Genomic DNA, 14,755 nt, shown 5'->3' on the forward strand with positions numbered 1-14,755 from the left:
GATTACGCGGCCCATGCGGTGCAAATGACGAATTCCTCCTCGCCGCCACCGCCCAAAACCTCCGCAAACTGGCCAAGATCCTTCCTGCACCGCAGCAAACGCGCAAAGCCTGATAGAAAAGGCGCTCGCGCTCTGTTCAGAACCACACTTTCTGCAACAGCAACACGTTGTTTTTCCACAGAATCGGCTCGAAGCCGTCGTTCGCTGCATCCGGTACCAAGGTCTGCTCTCCGAGGGTAGCAACGGAAACAACGGAGAAGTCAGTGTCCTGCGACGCTGCTTGGAATTCCGTGTGACGTGTCGGATTGTCCGGCATGCACCGCTACCAGCGAGGGCCTGATATGGCTGACGTAACGAAGAACGGGGCGCAAGCTCCACACTTGCCGGACACACTCCGGCTCAAGATCGCCTACCGCAAGGTGGACGATCTTAACCCCTATGTGGGCAATGCCCGCACCCATTCCGACAAACAGATAGCCCAGATTGCGGCATCCATCCGGCAGTTCGGCTTTACCAATCCCATCTTGATCGATTATGCCAATGGCATCGTTGCCGGACACGGCCGTGTTGCAGCGGCACGCAAGCTTGGATGTACGGAAGTGCCCGTGATCGAACTGGCACACCTCAGCGATGCCGAGCGTCGCGCTTACGTGATTGCCGACAATCGGCTGGCTGAACTTGCTGGCTGGGATCATGAAATCCTCGCGATCGAATTGCAGGCGCTCTCTGACATGGACCTCGATTTCGATCTCGAAATCACAGGCTTCGAGACCGCAGAGATCGACCTGCTTCTCGACGATGTAGACCACAGCGAACATGATCCTGCCGATGATGTTCCCGAGCCCGCTCCCGGTCCCGCGATCACCCGGCCCGGCAATATCTGGCACCTCGGTCGTCACAAGCTTATCTGCGGTGATGCTCTGGATGCAGAGAACTACCGCCTGCTGATGGGGGACGAGCGCGCCCGTGCTCCCTTCACCGATCCGCCCTACAATGTAAAAATCGACGGTCATGTCTGCGGTTCAGGCAAGGTAAAGCACCGCGAATTTGCCATGGCCGCGGGTGAGATGGATAAATCCAGCTTCACGAATTTCCTCCACGATGCTCTTGCGGCAATGGCGGATGTGAGCGTGGATGGCGCCATCCACTATGTCTGCATGGACTGGCGCCATATGGACGAACTCAGCGCCGCCGGCGAAGGCATCTATTCGGAACTCAAGAACCTGGTTGTCTGGGCCAAGACCAATGGCGGCATGGGCACCTTTTATCGGTCGCGCCACGAGTTGATCTTCGTCTACAAGGTTGGCACGGCAAAGCACCTCAATACCTTTGGCCTCGGCGAAACCGGGCGCTATCGGACGAACGTCTGGGACTACCCTGGCGTCAATAGTTTTGGCGGCAATCAGGAAGATCTGGCGCTTCATCCGACCGTCAAGCCCGTGGCTCTGGTGGCCGACGCCATTCGCGATGTTACCCGGCGCGGTGACATTGTTCTGGATGGCTTTGGCGGCTCCGGCACCACATTGATCGCGGCCGAGCGGACGGGCCGTGTGGCACGGCTGATTGAACTCGACCCGCAGTATTGCGATGTGATTTGCCGCCGCTTTGAAGCTCTCACCGGCAATTCTGCCAGGCTCAACAGCACAGATCATACCTTCGCCGATGTGGAGCGCGCGCGGGGCAACGATATCGAGGCCGTTGTGGTGGAGGCTGCCGAATGACCGAGCGCAAGAACCCTGATGTCGGCTACATGAACCCGCCCGAACACACTCGGTTCAAAAAAGGCAAGTCAGGCAATCCCCGCGGACGTCCGCGGAAGCGCGAAGACCTGAACACCGTCCTGAATCGGGTCCTTAATCGCAAAATCCGGATCAAGGACGATGGGCGGAAGATGCCGCTTCGGGATGCGCTGATCTGGAAACTGCGTGAGCTGGCCCTGCAGGGCGACAAGCAGGCCTTGGCCCTGCAGCGCCGCATCATCGATGAATCCGGGATTGCCGATCCCAACGCCTATTCGCCGGAAGAAGCGAAGCAGAGGATGATCCGGGCACTTGTAGCCATGGGCGCGAAGGTGGTTAAGTCGAAAGGGGACACATGAGCGACGATCACAATGTGGGGTACGCCAAACCCCCGAAATCCACGCGCTGGCAGAAGGGCCAGTCCGGCAACCTCAAGGGCAGACCCAAATCCAAGTCAGAGATGATTTTGGATGCCGCCAGGATTCTGACCCAGCCGGTCGACGCGCGCGCACCGGACGGCAAGACCGTCAGGTTGGACGGCGTCGAAGCCGCCTATCTGTCGTTGTGCAAGAAGGGACTGAAGGGTCATAAACCGTCGCTGCTTGAGGCAATCCGCATCATGCTGGAGGTTGGCCCTGCCGTGCAGGCGAATGCAAACGATGAAAAAGTGAGGCGTGAGCAGATCCTGGAAAAACTTGAGCGAATGGGAGTCAAAGTCCCTGAAGACTCCAAATTGCGCCACTAGCGCTATTCCACACTGGACTTCCCGCCCGACACGAGCGTCACTGATGCCACGCCCGGCCTGACCCCGGGCGCACCTCGGTACCAGGGCCAGCATTCCGCTGGCCCGGCACATCCGAGGATCAGACATGCCAACATCCAGAACAACACCCCCGCGCGAAACCAAAGCCGCAATCCTGCGCAAGCTATTGGGCCGCAAGAACGGCGCGGATATCGGCACCCTGCAATCAGCCACGGGCTGGCAGCCTCATTCGGTTCGGGCGGGCCTCAGCGGGCTCAGGAAGGCCGGATATACCATTGATCGGACTGATGCCGCCAAGCCCGGTGGTACAGCCACTTACCGCATCACCGGCGGCCCGGAGGGTGCCCGATGACGCCATCCATTGCAGACATTGAGGTGATGGACCGGGCGGCGCTGATTGCAGCCTGGTCGGACGTTTTTGGCACACCGGTCCCAAAGCGGCTGAGCAGCCCGTTCCTGCGCCGGTTCCTCGCCTTTGAACTCCAGGCGCGGCAATTCGGCGGGCTGCCAAAGGGTTTTATCGACAGACTTGGCAGGGCTGACGCAGTGAAGCCTGAGACCAGAAGCCCGGCGCTCAAACCGGGCGGACGGCTCATCCGTGAGTGGAACGGTACGACCCACGCTGTCGATGTCGTTGACGGAGGGTTCCTGTGGAACGGTCAGCGCTTTGCCTCACTGTCCCCCATCGCAAGCGCCATCACAGGGGCCCGGTGGTCGGGGCCGCGGTTCTTCGGTCTCAAGAGGACGGCATGACCATGAACAAACCGCGGATACGTTGCGCCATATATACCCGTAAATCCTCCGACGAAGGGCTCGATCAGGATTTTAACTCGCTCGATGCCCAACACGAGGCCTGTGCGGCCTACATCGCCAGCCAGCGGCATGAAGGCTGGGTTCCCGATAAAACCCGCTATGACGATGGTGGCATCTCCGGTGGCACGCTGGAGCGGCCTGCGATGCAGCGCCTGCTTGCTGACATTGACGCGGGCCGCATCCAGATGATCGTGGTCTACAAGATCGACCGGTTGACCCGCTCTCTGGCCGACTTCGCAAAGCTCGTGGAGCGATTTGACGCCGCGGGCTGTTCCTTCGTCTCTGTCACCCAGGCCTTCAACACCGCCTCGTCAATGGGGCGGCTGACGCTCAATGTGCTCTTGTCCTTCGCCCAGTTCGAACGGGAAGTCACGGCCGAGCGGATCCGCGACAAGATCGCGGCCTCAAAAAAGAAGGGCCTCTGGATGGGTGGGGTGCCGCCCCTTGGCTACGATCCGCACCCCGATCCGAAAACCCGCGGGCTTGTGGTAAGTCAGAACGAGGCGAAAACCGTGGCGGCCATCTTCCTCCTCTACGTCCAGCTTGGCTGCCTGAATGCCGTCATGCGCAAGACGATCGAAATGGGACTGCGGTCAAAGCGGCATCACTTCAAATCGGGGCGGACCCAGGGCGGAAATTCCTTCTCACGGGGCCAGATCTACGCGCTGCTGCGCAATCCCATCTACATCGGGAAGATCAGGCACAAGGCAAATGTCTGGGACGGGCAGCATGAGGCCATCATTGATGTTGAGCTCTGGGATCGCGTTCAGGCCCGGTTGCAGGTCGCCAGCGCCCGGCCAAGGTCGCAGGTTGGCTCCGCGAGCAGTCCCTCAAAGATTGGGGCCGCACCTTTGACCGGTAAACTCCGGGACGAGACCGGAGACCGATTGACGCCGACACATACCAAGCGTCATGGACGAAGGCTGCGCTACTATGTCTCCAATCGCCTGATCTCAGGCGGTACCGATCCAAGTGGCTGGCGCTTGCCCGCAGTGGCACTGGAGCAGGCCGTTGCGAACATCATCGCGCAGCATCTGAGCGATCTTGCCCGCGGTCATCGGATTTGCGTCGAACCAGACGTTCAGTCAGGTGCCGCGATCCTCAACAAGGCTCAGGATCTGACACAGAGGCTGCGGAAAGGTACGCCCGGACTTCTCGCAAACATCACCTTAGGAGGCCAGCTGGCCAAGGGGCGCATCGTTCTGGAGCTGAATGCGAAAGAGCTGGCGACCGAACTTGGCCTGAAAACTGACGAGATCGATCCGTCCGCGCTGCAAATCCAGGCGCCCTTCGCGCTGCGTCGACGGGGCGTCGAGGGAAAGATTGTCGCTGGCGATCACGTACCCGATCCGGACAGACCGATGCTGCGTGCGCTGGCCCGGGCACATATCTGGACCGCCGACCTGCGCCGGGGAAAATCTTTGAGCGACATCGCCGCCGCAACCAGCCACTCTGAATCATATGTACGGACCCGAGCCCAGCTCGCCTTCCTCGCGCCCAAGATCCAGAAAGCAATCCTCGTTGGCAGCCAGCCGCCGGAACTGACCCTGGAAAAGATCATCCGCAAACCGATCCCGCTCGACTGGGATATGCAGGCGCGGATTTACGGGTTCAGCCAGGATCTGAACCATCCCTGATCTGCGCACGTCATTCCCTGTTTCCCTTGAAAAAGGTCCCTGTTAACGGCGAAAAAGTTCCCTGTTAATTTGCGTAGGGAAATCACTCGTAACACATTGATATTTGGAAGTTATCGGAGGGTGGTTTGGGCCAGATCGGGCTGTTTTAACAAAATTTCCCTGTTAATTCCCTGTTAGCAGGGAAATTGGACCTAACCGAAGCGCGTGATGCTTGCGGCAGAGACGGTCGAGGGATTTGGCCCTGATCGACTGGCTCACAGGTGTCTCCCACGCAGATGGCACAGCGCAACACCCCGGAAAGTCCGGATAAAACAGGGAAATATCGGCTGTGTTGACAGAGACTGGGGTGGGTGGCGGAGCCGATGGGATTCGAACCCACGAGACCCTTCCGGGCCTACTCCCTTAGCAGGGGAGCGCCTTCGACCACTCGGCCACAGCTCCGTCGACCCGTTTAATTGGACTGGACTGGGGGAACAAGGGCCATTTTGAGATTTTTTACATTTGTACGTTTCGTGCGTTTTGTACGTGGATTTCGTACGTATTATCGGCCTTTTGGAAACAACGGCGTACGAAACGTACGAAAACCCGGTTCGAGGATGTGAAACCTTCGGGTTTTGGGCAGCCGGATGTTGGCCATCGGTAAAATCATCCCGCTAACGCCCGGTAGCAACAGGGTCGATTTGCAAGACCGGCTAAGGTTGCTCGGCGGGGCGATTTCAACCGGTCGCCGCAGCGCAGAATTTCAACAGTTTTTCAACACGGTTCGGCACCCAGGGGGTGGGAAGCAGACATTCGCTTCGCTTAACACCGAGGCCGGCTTTGCTGTCGGAGCAGTCGCTTGCAAAATATCGCTGTCCCACCAAGATAAATCCCCGCGCACGATCTTACCCACATCCTGAAGTCAGCCCCTGCTCTCGGATGTGCTGGGCCGGTTCATGAATGGTCGCTCAAACATGGCAAACAGGACGCTCGACGCTGCAAACACAAAAGCCATCATAACAAGGTCGAAGATTAGGATGCCAAACGGGCCCATCGCCCATTCATTTATATCGAACGCTTGAACCGGAGCCTTGATGATCCAGAAATGGTAGAGGTAAATCGTGTAGCACATGCCTCCAATCGTGAAGACAGGTGGCCAACGTAATGCCGCGAGTATGACCCGCCCCCTAAAAACGCAGAGAAAGAAGATGGTAAGGGGCAGGACACCCATGGCGTGAAGTCTGGGATCTGGCCACCCGAGATCAAAGCAAATCGCTGTGACGAAAGCGAAAAGGGCGACAGCATCATAGGCCGCCGACGGACGCGTGCCGCGAAGCTTGCCTGTCGCCATGAGACCAGCAATCATAAAGCCGGCAAGAAAATACTGACCCAGTGCCAGAATGCTTTTTGTGTAGCGTAACGGACCGTCCAGATTGAAGACATAAATCACGGACATGAACAGTGCCACGCCGGCAATCAAAGATATACGGGTGCTCTGCCCCCGCGCTGTGTAGAAAATCGCTAAAATTGGGGCAATTAGGTAAAATTGCGCTTCGACCTCAAGCGACCACGCAACGAAGTTAACTGCGCTCCATTCGTTATATATCGTATTGTGAAGATAGAATACGGAAGCAGCAAGATTGGGTAGCCGATCAAACATCGTGGTGAGACCGCCAGACGCAACGGCAAGCGCGAGCAGAACCGCCAGATTGATCAGGTATGGCGGCTCAAGCCTGCGGAGCCGTCGGACAAAGTAGCGTCGAAGAGACACCTTTTGCCCCCCACCAATTGCGCTCGTGCAAACGGAAGCCCAAGAACAATTCCGCTGATCACAAAAAACAACGGCACAGCAAGCCCACCTGCTTTCGCAAGCTGCACATTCGCCGTCCAGAGCATTTGATTGCTTTCAATAGCTTCAATCTGGTGCCTCAGAATATAATGCTGATGGTGCAGAATGACGTGAAAGATGGCAATGAAACGCAAACCATCGATCTCGGGGATGAATTTGCTTCTCGTGCTCGGTCGCGAAATTTTAACGTATCTGAAGAAACTCATTTGTCCAATTATGCTTAGTGTGGATATGTAATGAGCACAAATCGGCTCCCAATTTAACCGAAAAGTCCGACCTGAGCGCGGGCGGTAATCACGGGTGCTTCATTTCATCAAAATATGCGCCGCAGTCGGATCTTGTCGCTTTACTGAGCTTTTACCCGGCGTCTGCTATTGGGCTTGTAACCCGTCACAGCCCTTGAGACAGACAGGCTTGTTTTGCCAAGCGAGAGTTCAATTTCAGAGTTATGTCGCCGTGAAGGGATTGCCGTGAGCCTGTATCACAATTGGTCAAAGGACTTCATGGAAGCATGGGAAGAAGCGATTGGCGGGTGACACAACCCGCAGAGCCAAACCAAACCCCAATTGACGCCCTTCAGTTGTGAGAAAGGATGCGGCGGCAAAATGAAATAAATCCCAGGCTCAAAAAGAGTTTTTACACCGCCTCGGCGCATTACCGACATCCGCTCCACCGCGAAAAAGACTGCGCCGCTTCCCAAAAGCGGTCATTCGTGCTCAACGCAGAAATTGGAGGCTGTTAGTGGCTGCAACGCGGACGAAGCGGTCATTTTTTTTTGCAATGATCTGTGTGATATTTATCAACGAAAACACCCAAAGGAATGATTAAACTTGGCATGGCGATGATCGATTCAAAAGCGCAGTATCGTTTGGCTGTCCATATATGAAAGCTAGAGCAGACATGAATAAATTCCTTGCAGCTTTAACCGAAACTACACTCCGCCCCACACCGGCTTATTCGAACGATTGGGCCAGCGGGTATTTCGGCTTGGAGCTTCGGTACGCTTTCACTGTTCACGCCAAGCTGACGGTTTGAAGCATGAAAGTTCAAGCTGGAGAGTTCAAGGAGCACAGATTGTTTGCAGATACCAAGTTCGCAAGAGGCTTGTGGCGGTCGGGTATGGGCGCATCTTGTGCCTTGCTTACTTTGCTATTTGGAGGCATCGCATCCTACTGTAGTGCACAAGAATTGGGACTTCGGTCAGATATAACTCTCCAACGCTTTCACGATTGGCAAAATCCCTTCGCTGATCGTTCATTAGTTTTCAAAGACTATGGCCAACCCAGAAGTGCGCTCAACGAAGCGTACATATACGAGTTTCCGGAAATTAGTGAAAAAGAGCTTGGCGTTTTCCAACTACGCGAAAACGGGGGCGTCTGTGTTGGATTCACAAACAAAAACAACGACTGCGACCTTTACATTCGCAAGAATGAATTGTTTTTGCTACGCCACGAAAGTGAAGGGCGTCTTCCTACGATTCTGGAGTTTAGCGTGAAACCTTAATCCGGCGGCTTTCGGGACGAGGTTCAAACTTGACCCGCCGCACTGCCGCAAGTCGGCTTCGAGCCCATTTTTCCGGATGCTGCGTCAGGTCTGAAAGCCGAGATGAATGGTGTTAAATATAAGGTCAATGCGAGCGGGAATTTTGTGGGCAACACTGCCGACGCGGATTACCGGGGCACATTCGCGGGTCTGGGCATTGCCAGATTGCCAACCTATCTGGTCGCCGCCAAGATTGCCTCGGGTGAACTGATCCGGGTGCTGTCGGGCTATACGCAAGACCATGCGGCTGTCGCCCTTACATTTGCCGACAACCGGAATCTGGCCCCCAGGACCCGAGCATTCGTTGATTTTCTGGTAGTTCATTTCAACAAAATGCGTGCCGGTGTTGAGGACGGATGCAGGTTCCCGCAGGCCTTACACAGAAACGCGCGACAACAGCTCTGATTTCGACGTCTGTTGTTTGTCCCCTGACAGGGTTACCTCACCGCGGCGCAAAACGATAAATTGATCAGCCAGATCATAGGCGAATTCAAAATACTGTTCGACCAGCACAATCGCCATTTCCCCCTGATCGCGCAGATGGCGTATCACATTGCCGATCTGTTGAATGATATTGGGTTGAATGCCCTCGGTCGGTTCGTCCAGTAGCAGCAGTTTGGGTCGCGTGATCAGGGCCCGGGCAATGGCCAACTGTTGTTGTTGCCCGCCTGACAGGTCCCCGCCGCGCCGACCTTGCATTTCCTTTAGCACGGGGAAAAGCTCGAACATCTCTTCGGGCACGCTATGATCCGCAGCCGGGAGGCAGCTAAAGCCGGTTTCCAGATTTTCCCGCACTGAGAGGAGCGGAAAAATCTCGCGCCCTTGTGGGACATAGCCGATGCCCTTGCGCGCCAGAAGATGCGCAGGCAGCACGCCCAGTGCCTCACCATCCAACGTCATTGACCCAGCTGATCGGGGATGCGTGCCCGAGATTGCCTTGATCAGGCTGGTCTTGCCGACCCCATTGGTGCCCATGACACAGGTAACTTGCCCCTGCCCGGCCTGCATGGAAATGCCGTTCAGAATCTGGGAATGGCCGTAGTGAAGCGTCAGGTTTTCAATGCTCAGCATCTGTTATCGCCCCAAATAGACGTCGATGACGTTCTGATTAGTGGTCACATGGTCCAGACTGCCTTCGGCCAGTACCGCGCCTTCGTGCAAAACCGTCACCTTGCAATTGAGGCGGCGGACGAACTCCATGTCGTGTTCGACAACGACAACGGCGCGTGTCTTAGCCGCTTCGACCAGAATATTGGTGGTGTGCTCGCGCTCGGCGGGGGTCATGCCGGCGGCGGGCTCGTCAACCAGCAAGAGGCGCGGCTCTTGTGCCAGCAGCATGCCGATCTCAAGCCATTGTTTTTGACCGTGGCTAAGTTCGCCTGATTTGCGCCAAAGCGCGTCATGAAGGCCTATTTCTTCGGCCAATGCCTCAACGCGTGCCAGATCCTTGGCCGTTGGTTTATAAAAAAGCACGGCAAACGGCCCGCGCTTGTTGCGCAGCGCCATCAACAGGTTTTCATGGACTGTCTGATCCTCGAAAACTGTTGGTTTCTGAAATTTGCGCCCCACGCCTTCGCGTGCAATGCGCGCCTCGGACATGCCACGCAATGAAATGCTTTTTTCGCCCCAGATGATGCGCCCTTGGTCGGGTTTGGTCTTGCCGGTGACAATGTCCATGAATGTGGTCTTGCCGGCGCCATTGGGGCCGATGATGGCGCGCATTTCGGCGGGCCCGATACGAAACGACAGGTTGTTGATGGCGCGGAACCCGTCAAATGTGACCGAGACGCCAGAGACTTCCAACAAGGTGCTCATTCGTTGGCCTCCCGTTCGCGCAGGGCGCCTGCGTCAGGTCCAAGATCTGCGCCATGCCGGTTGGGCCACTTGCGGCTGCCGGCAAGGTCGAACAGCCCGGCAATGCCCTTGGGGGCGAAGAGCGTGACAAGCACAAACGAGAGGCCCAGAACGATCAGCCACCAATCCACCCATTTGATGGTGTAAAACCCCAGCGAAATATCCGGCGCCTGACCGCCTGTGAACCAAGAGGAAACAAGGCTGACGAAGCCAGCCCCAATCACCGCGCCATAAAGTCGGCCACGCCCGCCAATAGCGACCCAAACGGCCAGATAAATTGAGGCTATGGGGGCAATCTCGGCGGGGTTGATAATGCCCGCTTGTGGATAATAAAGCGCCCCGGCAATGCCTGCGATACAGGCGGTGACTGTGAACAGCGCCAGTTTATAGCTTTCAACCGAATACCCAAGAAACCGCACGCGCGCCTCGTCATCACGAATACCGCGAATGACCGAGCCGAATTTGCCTGAAACGACCCATGCGGCCAGCAGATAACCCAACCCAAGGGCAAGCGCCGAGGCCCAGAGAAACCAGATTGAGACCACATCCTGTGCAACAGCGTCGAGACCGGGTAGGTTTTGCAGGCCCGAGAGGCCGTTGTTGCCACGCAATCCGCTGTCGTTCTGGAACAGGTAAAGCGACAGGGCCAGGGTCATTGCCTGTGTCAGGATCGACAGGTACACCCCGGCCACCCGGCTGCGAAAGGCAAGCCAGCCGAAGACAAAAGCCAAAACGCCCGGCACCAGAACCACCAGAACAAGTTGCAGCACCAGACTATCGGCAAAGGCCCAGATCAGTGGAAATTCCGAACTGCCGACAACACCAAAGATCTGGTGGCCGATGGCATCGGTTATCTCTTCTGCTGTGGGCGGGATTGGTGCGTCGGACATTGAGCTGATGACGATGTCGCGCGTGCGCTCATACATAAGCCACATGCCAATCATATACCCGCCAAGCCCGAAGAACGCGAAATGCCCCAGCGATAGAATGCCGGCATAGCCCCAGACAAGATCCATCGCGATCGCGACCAGACCAAGGCACAGGGTTTTGCCCAGAGTTTTCACAAAACTGGTCGAGATCAGGCCAAGGCCAAATGCCTCGGAAAGGACGGTGACCATGATGGTGAAAATTGCCAAAGCCGCCAGAAAGATCAGGGTCGAGGGGTTGCGCATGAGAAAGCTGTTTTTCATGGGTTTAATCCCCTGCCGCGCGACCTTTGAGGGCGATAATGCCCCTTGGCCGGAACTGGATGAAAATGATGATGAAGATGATCATGAACGTCTGCGCGGCAAGTGTATTTGAGGGGTTGAACCATTCGATGCCTTTTTGCAGGAAGCCAATCATCGCCGCCCCGGCCAAGGTGCCCCAGATATTTCCGACACCCCCGACAACCACGGTCATGAAGCTTTGCACGATATAATCGTTCCCCAATTCCGAGGTCACTTTGGCAAACAGACCGATGGCAACCCCGGCAACCCCGGCGATGCCCGACCCTAATCCAAAGGTCAGCATATTCACCCGGTTGGGGTTAATGCCCATACTGGCTGCCATGCGTGGGTTTTGCGTGACAGCGCGGGTTTCCAGCCCCAATCGGGTGCGCCGCATGATGAACAGGAATATTGCAAGAAAGCTTATCGCGAGGATGAAAATCGCAATTCGGATATAGCTGATCGAAACAACATCGTTCAAAACCCATGCGCCATCCAGCCATTCAGGGGATGTCAAAGGGAGGGCCTGCGTGCCAAAGATGTTCTTGGCCAACTGTTGCAACGCGATGGAAATGCCGAACGTGGCAAGCAGGGTTTCGAGCGGTCGATTATAGAGCCACCGGATCACCAGCCGCTCCATCGCAACACCCGCGGCGAAGGTCACAACAAAGGCCATCGGGATTGCAACAAGGATGCTGGCGGTGTGGTTCGGGATCAGCTGCTGAATCACATAACCGGTATAGGCGCCCATCATGATGAATTCACCGTGGGCCATGTTGATGACCCCCATCACGCCAAAGGTAATGGCAAGGCCGATGGCCGCGAGAAAATAGATCGACGCCAGTGACAGCCCGTCAAGGATGAGATCCAGTGACTGATTCATGCCGACGTTCAACAGGATGTCCTCCAACGCCTCGGAGGCCGCCAGGGTGACCGGGCGGGAGGGCTCGTTATAGATCTCGACAAACTGATGTGCGTCAAGGTGCGCCTTAATCTCTGCGCTGGTTGGGTCTGGCTCGGCCAGGCCTTGCGCAACCAATGCCGCGTATGCGCGTGCGCGCGCCTCGGGTTGGTTCAGATCCTCTAGCGCGACGCCGCCGACCTCTTGCTCAGAAATATGCGTGCCAAGCGTTGCGCGGATCTCGGCCTGATCTATCCGGGCCGGGGCCAGACCGGCGGTGACCAAGAGGTCATAGGCGGCTTCGGTTGAGATATCTTCACCGGGCGCAAGCCTGCGGGCAAGGTTCAACCCCTCGGGGGCCTCTCCTGCAAAAACCTCTGTTCTGGTTTCCAGAAGCGGGTTCAACGTGGCCCGCAGATCAACACCCAAATCCCCCGACATGTCTGAAATCGCGGCCACTCTTGCGCTTTCATCGCTATCATAGGCGATCGTCAACAGCCGCTCTGCGCGGCGTTTCTTGGCCTTCAGATCCGCGTCCGTCTCGGTGTCGATCGAGGCGCGCAATGGCGCCAGCAATTCAGAACTCGGGTTGCGTTCTATCGAAGTCAGTGCGGCAAGCCTGCGCGCCGGGTCGCTGTCCTGAAGCTGAAACGTCACCAAGGCCGAGCCGATCAGCGCACGAACACCACTGTTTGGTTTGATTTGCTTCAGATCGGCTTTGTCGGCTTCGCCAAGGGTTTCGCCGCTATCGAAATCAAAAAGAATATAAGACCCTTCAGCGGTTTCTTTGGCGCGAAAGAACAGCCCGTCAGACTTGCGCTGCCAGATGTCCTTGCTCTGCCATGCCTGCAAAACATCCTGAGCCTGTGTCAGCCCGCTATCTGATATGGCTGCAATCGCAGGGGCGATTGTCATGCGCGAGCTTTTCGTGATCAGCGCGCTGTGGTCTTGCAAGATGTCCTGCATAGGCGCCTCTTGTGACAGGGCGAGCGTGCAGGTCATCAGCAAGGCCAGACCAGCCAATATCAGTCGTTTCATGGAATCTGCGCCCCTAAAGATCCGGAAGGGGCAAGCCGCCCCCTCCGGTCATGGTTTCGTGCGATCAGTAGTTCGAAAGTGTCTGGACGCAGGTCTTGGTCTTGGTGTTGTACATCCCGCAGCCCAGATCTTTCCAATCCGACATCAGGACCGCGCTTTCGGGCAGGTAATCCGTCCAGGCGTCGCCGGGCACTTCGCTTGTCTGACTGATGATATCGAACTGTCCATCAGCCTGAATTTCCCCGATCAGGACCGGTTTCGCCAGATGGTGGTTGGGAAGCATCACGGCAGTGCCGCCGGTCAGGTTGGGAAACTCCTGCCCGTACATTGCCGCACGCACGGCATCGACATCAGTCGAGCCTGCCGCCGCCGCTGCATTCACCCACATGTTAAAGCCGATATAATGCGCTTCCATCGGGTCATTGGTCACACGCTCGGCTCCCATCCTGGTTTTCCAGGCGTCGATGAATGCCGTATTTGCTTCGGCCTCGGCTGACTGGAAATAGTTCCAGGCCGCGAGATGGCCAACCAGGTTCGAGGTGTCCAGCCCCGACAGCTCTTCTTCGCCTACCGAGAAGGCAACAACGGGGATGTCATCAGCAGAAATTCCGGCAGCCGCCAATTCTTTATAGAACCCGATATTTGCGTCACCATTGATGGTTGAAATCACACCAACCTTCTTGCCGTCAGCGCCCAACGCCACCACGTCAGCCACAATTTTGGACCAGTCCGAATGACCGAACGGTGTGTAGTTTACAAAGATATCGTCATTCGAAACACCTTTAGATTTCAGATAGCTTGCAAGGATATTGTTGGTCGTCCGGGGATAGACATAGTCCGTTCCCAGCAAGGCGAATTTCTCAACACCCAACTCTTCAATAAAGTAATCAGTCGCCGGGATGGCCTGCTGGTTCGGGGCAGCACCGGTGTAGAATACGTTTTTCGAACTTTCCTCGCCCTCGTATTGAACGGGATAGAACAGCAGGCCGTTCAGCTCTTCGATGACAGGCAGGACCGATTTGCGGCTGACGCTGGTCCAGTTGCCAAAGATGACGTCAACATCATGCACGGTCAGAAGTTCACGGGCTTTCTCGGCAAACAGCGGCCAATCGGATGCGGGATCGACGACGACGGCCTCAAGCTCACACCCAAGCACACCGCCTTTTGCGTTTTGCTGATCAATCAGCATCAGCATGGTGTCTTTGAGCGTGGTTTCAGAAATCGCCATGGTGCCTGAAAGCGAATGAAGGACACCGACCTTGATCGGGCAATCGGCGGCGAAAGCCGGGGCAGTGAGACCGGCCAGTGCAAGTGTCCCTGCCAGAGTAGAATTCAGAAGTTTCATTGTTTTCTCCTCGCAGGGACCGGGCAGACCACCTTGCGCAAACGGGCCAGGTTTCATACCTCTTCCCTGCAACTTGTGTTGCAATCC

General features: G+C 56.5%; 16 protein-coding genes and 1 tRNA gene. 8 read left to right on the plus strand and 9 right to left on the minus strand.

Going from position 1 to position 14,755, the window contains the following annotated elements; genetic code table 11:
* Nucleotides 1-136 precede the first annotated feature (136 nt).
* Nucleotides 137-316, minus strand: a complete 180-nt coding sequence (locus PEL8287_RS17125) for a hypothetical protein (RefSeq protein ID WP_085893664.1) — start codon at nucleotides 314-316, stop codon at nucleotides 137-139.
* Nucleotides 317-341: 25 nt separating this feature from the next.
* Between PEL8287_RS17125 and PEL8287_RS17130 the strand changes: the two genes are divergently transcribed.
* The 6 genes from PEL8287_RS17130 (at nucleotide 342) to PEL8287_RS17155 (ending at nucleotide 4,952) form a co-directional block, all read left to right on the plus strand.
* Nucleotides 342-1,721 carry a site-specific DNA-methyltransferase gene (locus PEL8287_RS17130; protein ID WP_139837846.1) on the plus strand — a complete coding sequence of 460 codons (1,380 nt, stop codon included), beginning with the start codon at nucleotides 342-344 and terminating at the stop codon, nucleotides 1,719-1,721.
* On the plus strand, nucleotides 1,718-2,098 hold the full coding sequence (locus PEL8287_RS17135) for a DUF5681 domain-containing protein (protein WP_085893665.1): 381 nt from the start codon (nucleotides 1,718-1,720) through the stop codon (nucleotides 2,096-2,098). Before PEL8287_RS17130 ends, PEL8287_RS17135 begins: the two co-directional genes overlap by 4 nt.
* Nucleotides 2,095-2,484, plus strand: coding sequence for a DUF5681 domain-containing protein (locus tag PEL8287_RS17140; RefSeq protein ID WP_085893666.1), 390 nt, complete (start codon nucleotides 2,095-2,097; stop codon nucleotides 2,482-2,484). The genes PEL8287_RS17135 and PEL8287_RS17140 overlap by 4 nt, the downstream gene beginning before the upstream one ends.
* A gap of 124 nt (nucleotides 2,485-2,608) precedes the next feature.
* Complete coding sequence (locus tag PEL8287_RS17145; protein WP_085893667.1) at nucleotides 2,609-2,854, plus strand: DUF3489 domain-containing protein; 246 nt, start codon at nucleotides 2,609-2,611, stop codon at nucleotides 2,852-2,854.
* Nucleotides 2,851-3,255: a DUF2924 domain-containing protein gene (locus PEL8287_RS17150; RefSeq protein ID WP_085893668.1), complete on the plus strand. Its 405-nt coding sequence runs from the start codon at nucleotides 2,851-2,853 to the stop codon at nucleotides 3,253-3,255. Before PEL8287_RS17145 ends, PEL8287_RS17150 begins: the two co-directional genes overlap by 4 nt.
* Nucleotides 3,252-4,952, plus strand: coding sequence for a recombinase family protein (locus PEL8287_RS17155; protein ID WP_235862329.1), 1,701 nt, complete (start codon nucleotides 3,252-3,254; stop codon nucleotides 4,950-4,952). Before PEL8287_RS17150 ends, PEL8287_RS17155 begins: the two co-directional genes overlap by 4 nt.
* A 351-nt stretch (nucleotides 4,953-5,303) precedes the next feature.
* On the opposite strand, the gene PEL8287_RS17160 is transcribed toward PEL8287_RS17155, so the two are convergent.
* The 3 genes from PEL8287_RS17160 to PEL8287_RS20485 form a co-directional block, all read right to left on the minus strand.
* Nucleotides 5,304-5,393 (minus strand) — tRNA-Ser (locus PEL8287_RS17160).
* A 460-nt stretch (nucleotides 5,394-5,853) separates the two neighbouring features.
* Nucleotides 5,854-6,702, minus strand: a complete 849-nt coding sequence (locus PEL8287_RS17170) for an acyltransferase family protein (protein ID WP_176228683.1) — start codon at nucleotides 6,700-6,702, stop codon at nucleotides 5,854-5,856.
* Nucleotides 6,645-6,986 (minus strand): acyltransferase family protein, encoded by a 342-nt coding sequence (locus tag PEL8287_RS20485; RefSeq protein ID WP_085893671.1) that lies wholly within the window; start codon nucleotides 6,984-6,986, stop codon nucleotides 6,645-6,647. Before PEL8287_RS20485 ends, PEL8287_RS17170 begins: the two co-directional genes overlap by 58 nt.
* Nucleotides 6,987-7,854: 868 nt before the next feature.
* Between PEL8287_RS20485 and PEL8287_RS17180 the strand changes: the two genes are divergently transcribed.
* Nucleotides 7,855-8,283: a hypothetical protein gene (locus tag PEL8287_RS17180; protein WP_139837847.1), complete on the plus strand. Its 429-nt coding sequence runs from the start codon at nucleotides 7,855-7,857 to the stop codon at nucleotides 8,281-8,283.
* Nucleotides 8,284-8,385: 102 nt separating this feature from the next.
* On the plus strand, nucleotides 8,386-8,727 hold the full coding sequence (locus PEL8287_RS17185) for a LysR substrate-binding domain-containing protein (protein WP_085893673.1): 342 nt from the start codon (nucleotides 8,386-8,388) through the stop codon (nucleotides 8,725-8,727).
* Here PEL8287_RS17185 and urtE read toward each other — a convergent pair.
* From urtE to urtA, 5 genes are all read right to left on the minus strand, one after another.
* A complete protein-coding gene (gene urtE / locus PEL8287_RS17190) occupies nucleotides 8,698-9,393 on the minus strand; it encodes an urea ABC transporter ATP-binding subunit UrtE (RefSeq protein WP_085893674.1) in 696 nt (231 codons plus the stop codon). The genes PEL8287_RS17185 and urtE overlap by 30 nt on opposite strands.
* A gap of 3 nt (nucleotides 9,394-9,396) precedes the next feature.
* Nucleotides 9,397-10,137, minus strand: a complete 741-nt coding sequence (gene urtD, locus PEL8287_RS17195; protein WP_085893675.1) for an urea ABC transporter ATP-binding protein UrtD — start codon at nucleotides 10,135-10,137, stop codon at nucleotides 9,397-9,399.
* The gene (gene urtC / locus PEL8287_RS17200; RefSeq protein WP_085893676.1) at nucleotides 10,134-11,366 is read right to left on the minus strand and encodes an urea ABC transporter permease subunit UrtC; all 1,233 of its coding nucleotides are present in this window, start codon (nucleotides 11,364-11,366) and stop codon (nucleotides 10,134-10,136) included. The genes urtD and urtC overlap by 4 nt, the downstream gene beginning before the upstream one ends.
* Before the next feature lie 4 nt (nucleotides 11,367-11,370).
* Nucleotides 11,371-13,323: an urea ABC transporter permease subunit UrtB gene (gene urtB / locus PEL8287_RS17205; RefSeq protein WP_085893677.1), complete on the minus strand. Its 1,953-nt coding sequence runs from the start codon at nucleotides 13,321-13,323 to the stop codon at nucleotides 11,371-11,373.
* Between the two features lie 64 nt (nucleotides 13,324-13,387).
* On the minus strand, nucleotides 13,388-14,668 hold the full coding sequence (urtA, locus tag PEL8287_RS17210) for an urea ABC transporter substrate-binding protein (protein ID WP_085893777.1): 1,281 nt from the start codon (nucleotides 14,666-14,668) through the stop codon (nucleotides 13,388-13,390).
* Nucleotides 14,669-14,755 lie beyond the last annotated feature (87 nt).

It is taken from the genome of Roseovarius litorisediminis (assembly GCF_900172295.1).
Taxonomy (GTDB): Bacteria; Pseudomonadota; Alphaproteobacteria; order Rhodobacterales; family Rhodobacteraceae; genus Roseovarius; species Roseovarius litorisediminis.

Bases quoted from the DNA above. Each gene is read 5' to 3' on its own strand.
- urtB (WP_085893677.1), bottom strand. From the start codon at position 13,323: ATGAAACGACTGATATTGGCTGGTCTGGCCTTGCTGATGACCTGCACG.
- urtA (WP_085893777.1), bottom strand. From the start codon at position 14,668: ATGAAACTTCTGAATTCTACTCTGGCAGGGACACTTGCACTGGCCGGT.
- PEL8287_RS20485 (WP_085893671.1), bottom strand. From the start codon at position 6,986: ATGAGTTTCTTCAGATACGTTAAAATTTCGCGACCGAGCACGAGAAGC.
- urtD (WP_085893675.1), bottom strand. From the start codon at position 10,137: ATGAGCACCTTGTTGGAAGTCTCTGGCGTCTCGGTCACATTTGACGGG.
- PEL8287_RS17135 (WP_085893665.1), top strand. From the start codon at position 1,718: ATGACCGAGCGCAAGAACCCTGATGTCGGCTACATGAACCCGCCCGAA.
- PEL8287_RS17155 (WP_235862329.1), top strand. From the start codon at position 3,252: ATGACCATGAACAAACCGCGGATACGTTGCGCCATATATACCCGTAAA.
- PEL8287_RS17150 (WP_085893668.1), top strand. From the start codon at position 2,851: ATGACGCCATCCATTGCAGACATTGAGGTGATGGACCGGGCGGCGCTG.
- PEL8287_RS17130 (WP_139837846.1), top strand. From the start codon at position 342: ATGGCTGACGTAACGAAGAACGGGGCGCAAGCTCCACACTTGCCGGAC.
- urtE (WP_085893674.1), bottom strand. From the start codon at position 9,393: ATGCTGAGCATTGAAAACCTGACGCTTCACTACGGCCATTCCCAGATT.
- PEL8287_RS17185 (WP_085893673.1), top strand. From the start codon at position 8,386: ATGAATGGTGTTAAATATAAGGTCAATGCGAGCGGGAATTTTGTGGGC.
- PEL8287_RS17125 (WP_085893664.1), bottom strand. From the start codon at position 316: ATGCCGGACAATCCGACACGTCACACGGAATTCCAAGCAGCGTCGCAG.
- PEL8287_RS17145 (WP_085893667.1), top strand. From the start codon at position 2,609: ATGCCAACATCCAGAACAACACCCCCGCGCGAAACCAAAGCCGCAATC.
- urtC (WP_085893676.1), bottom strand. From the start codon at position 11,366: ATGAAAAACAGCTTTCTCATGCGCAACCCCTCGACCCTGATCTTTCTG.
- PEL8287_RS17140 (WP_085893666.1), top strand. From the start codon at position 2,095: ATGAGCGACGATCACAATGTGGGGTACGCCAAACCCCCGAAATCCACG.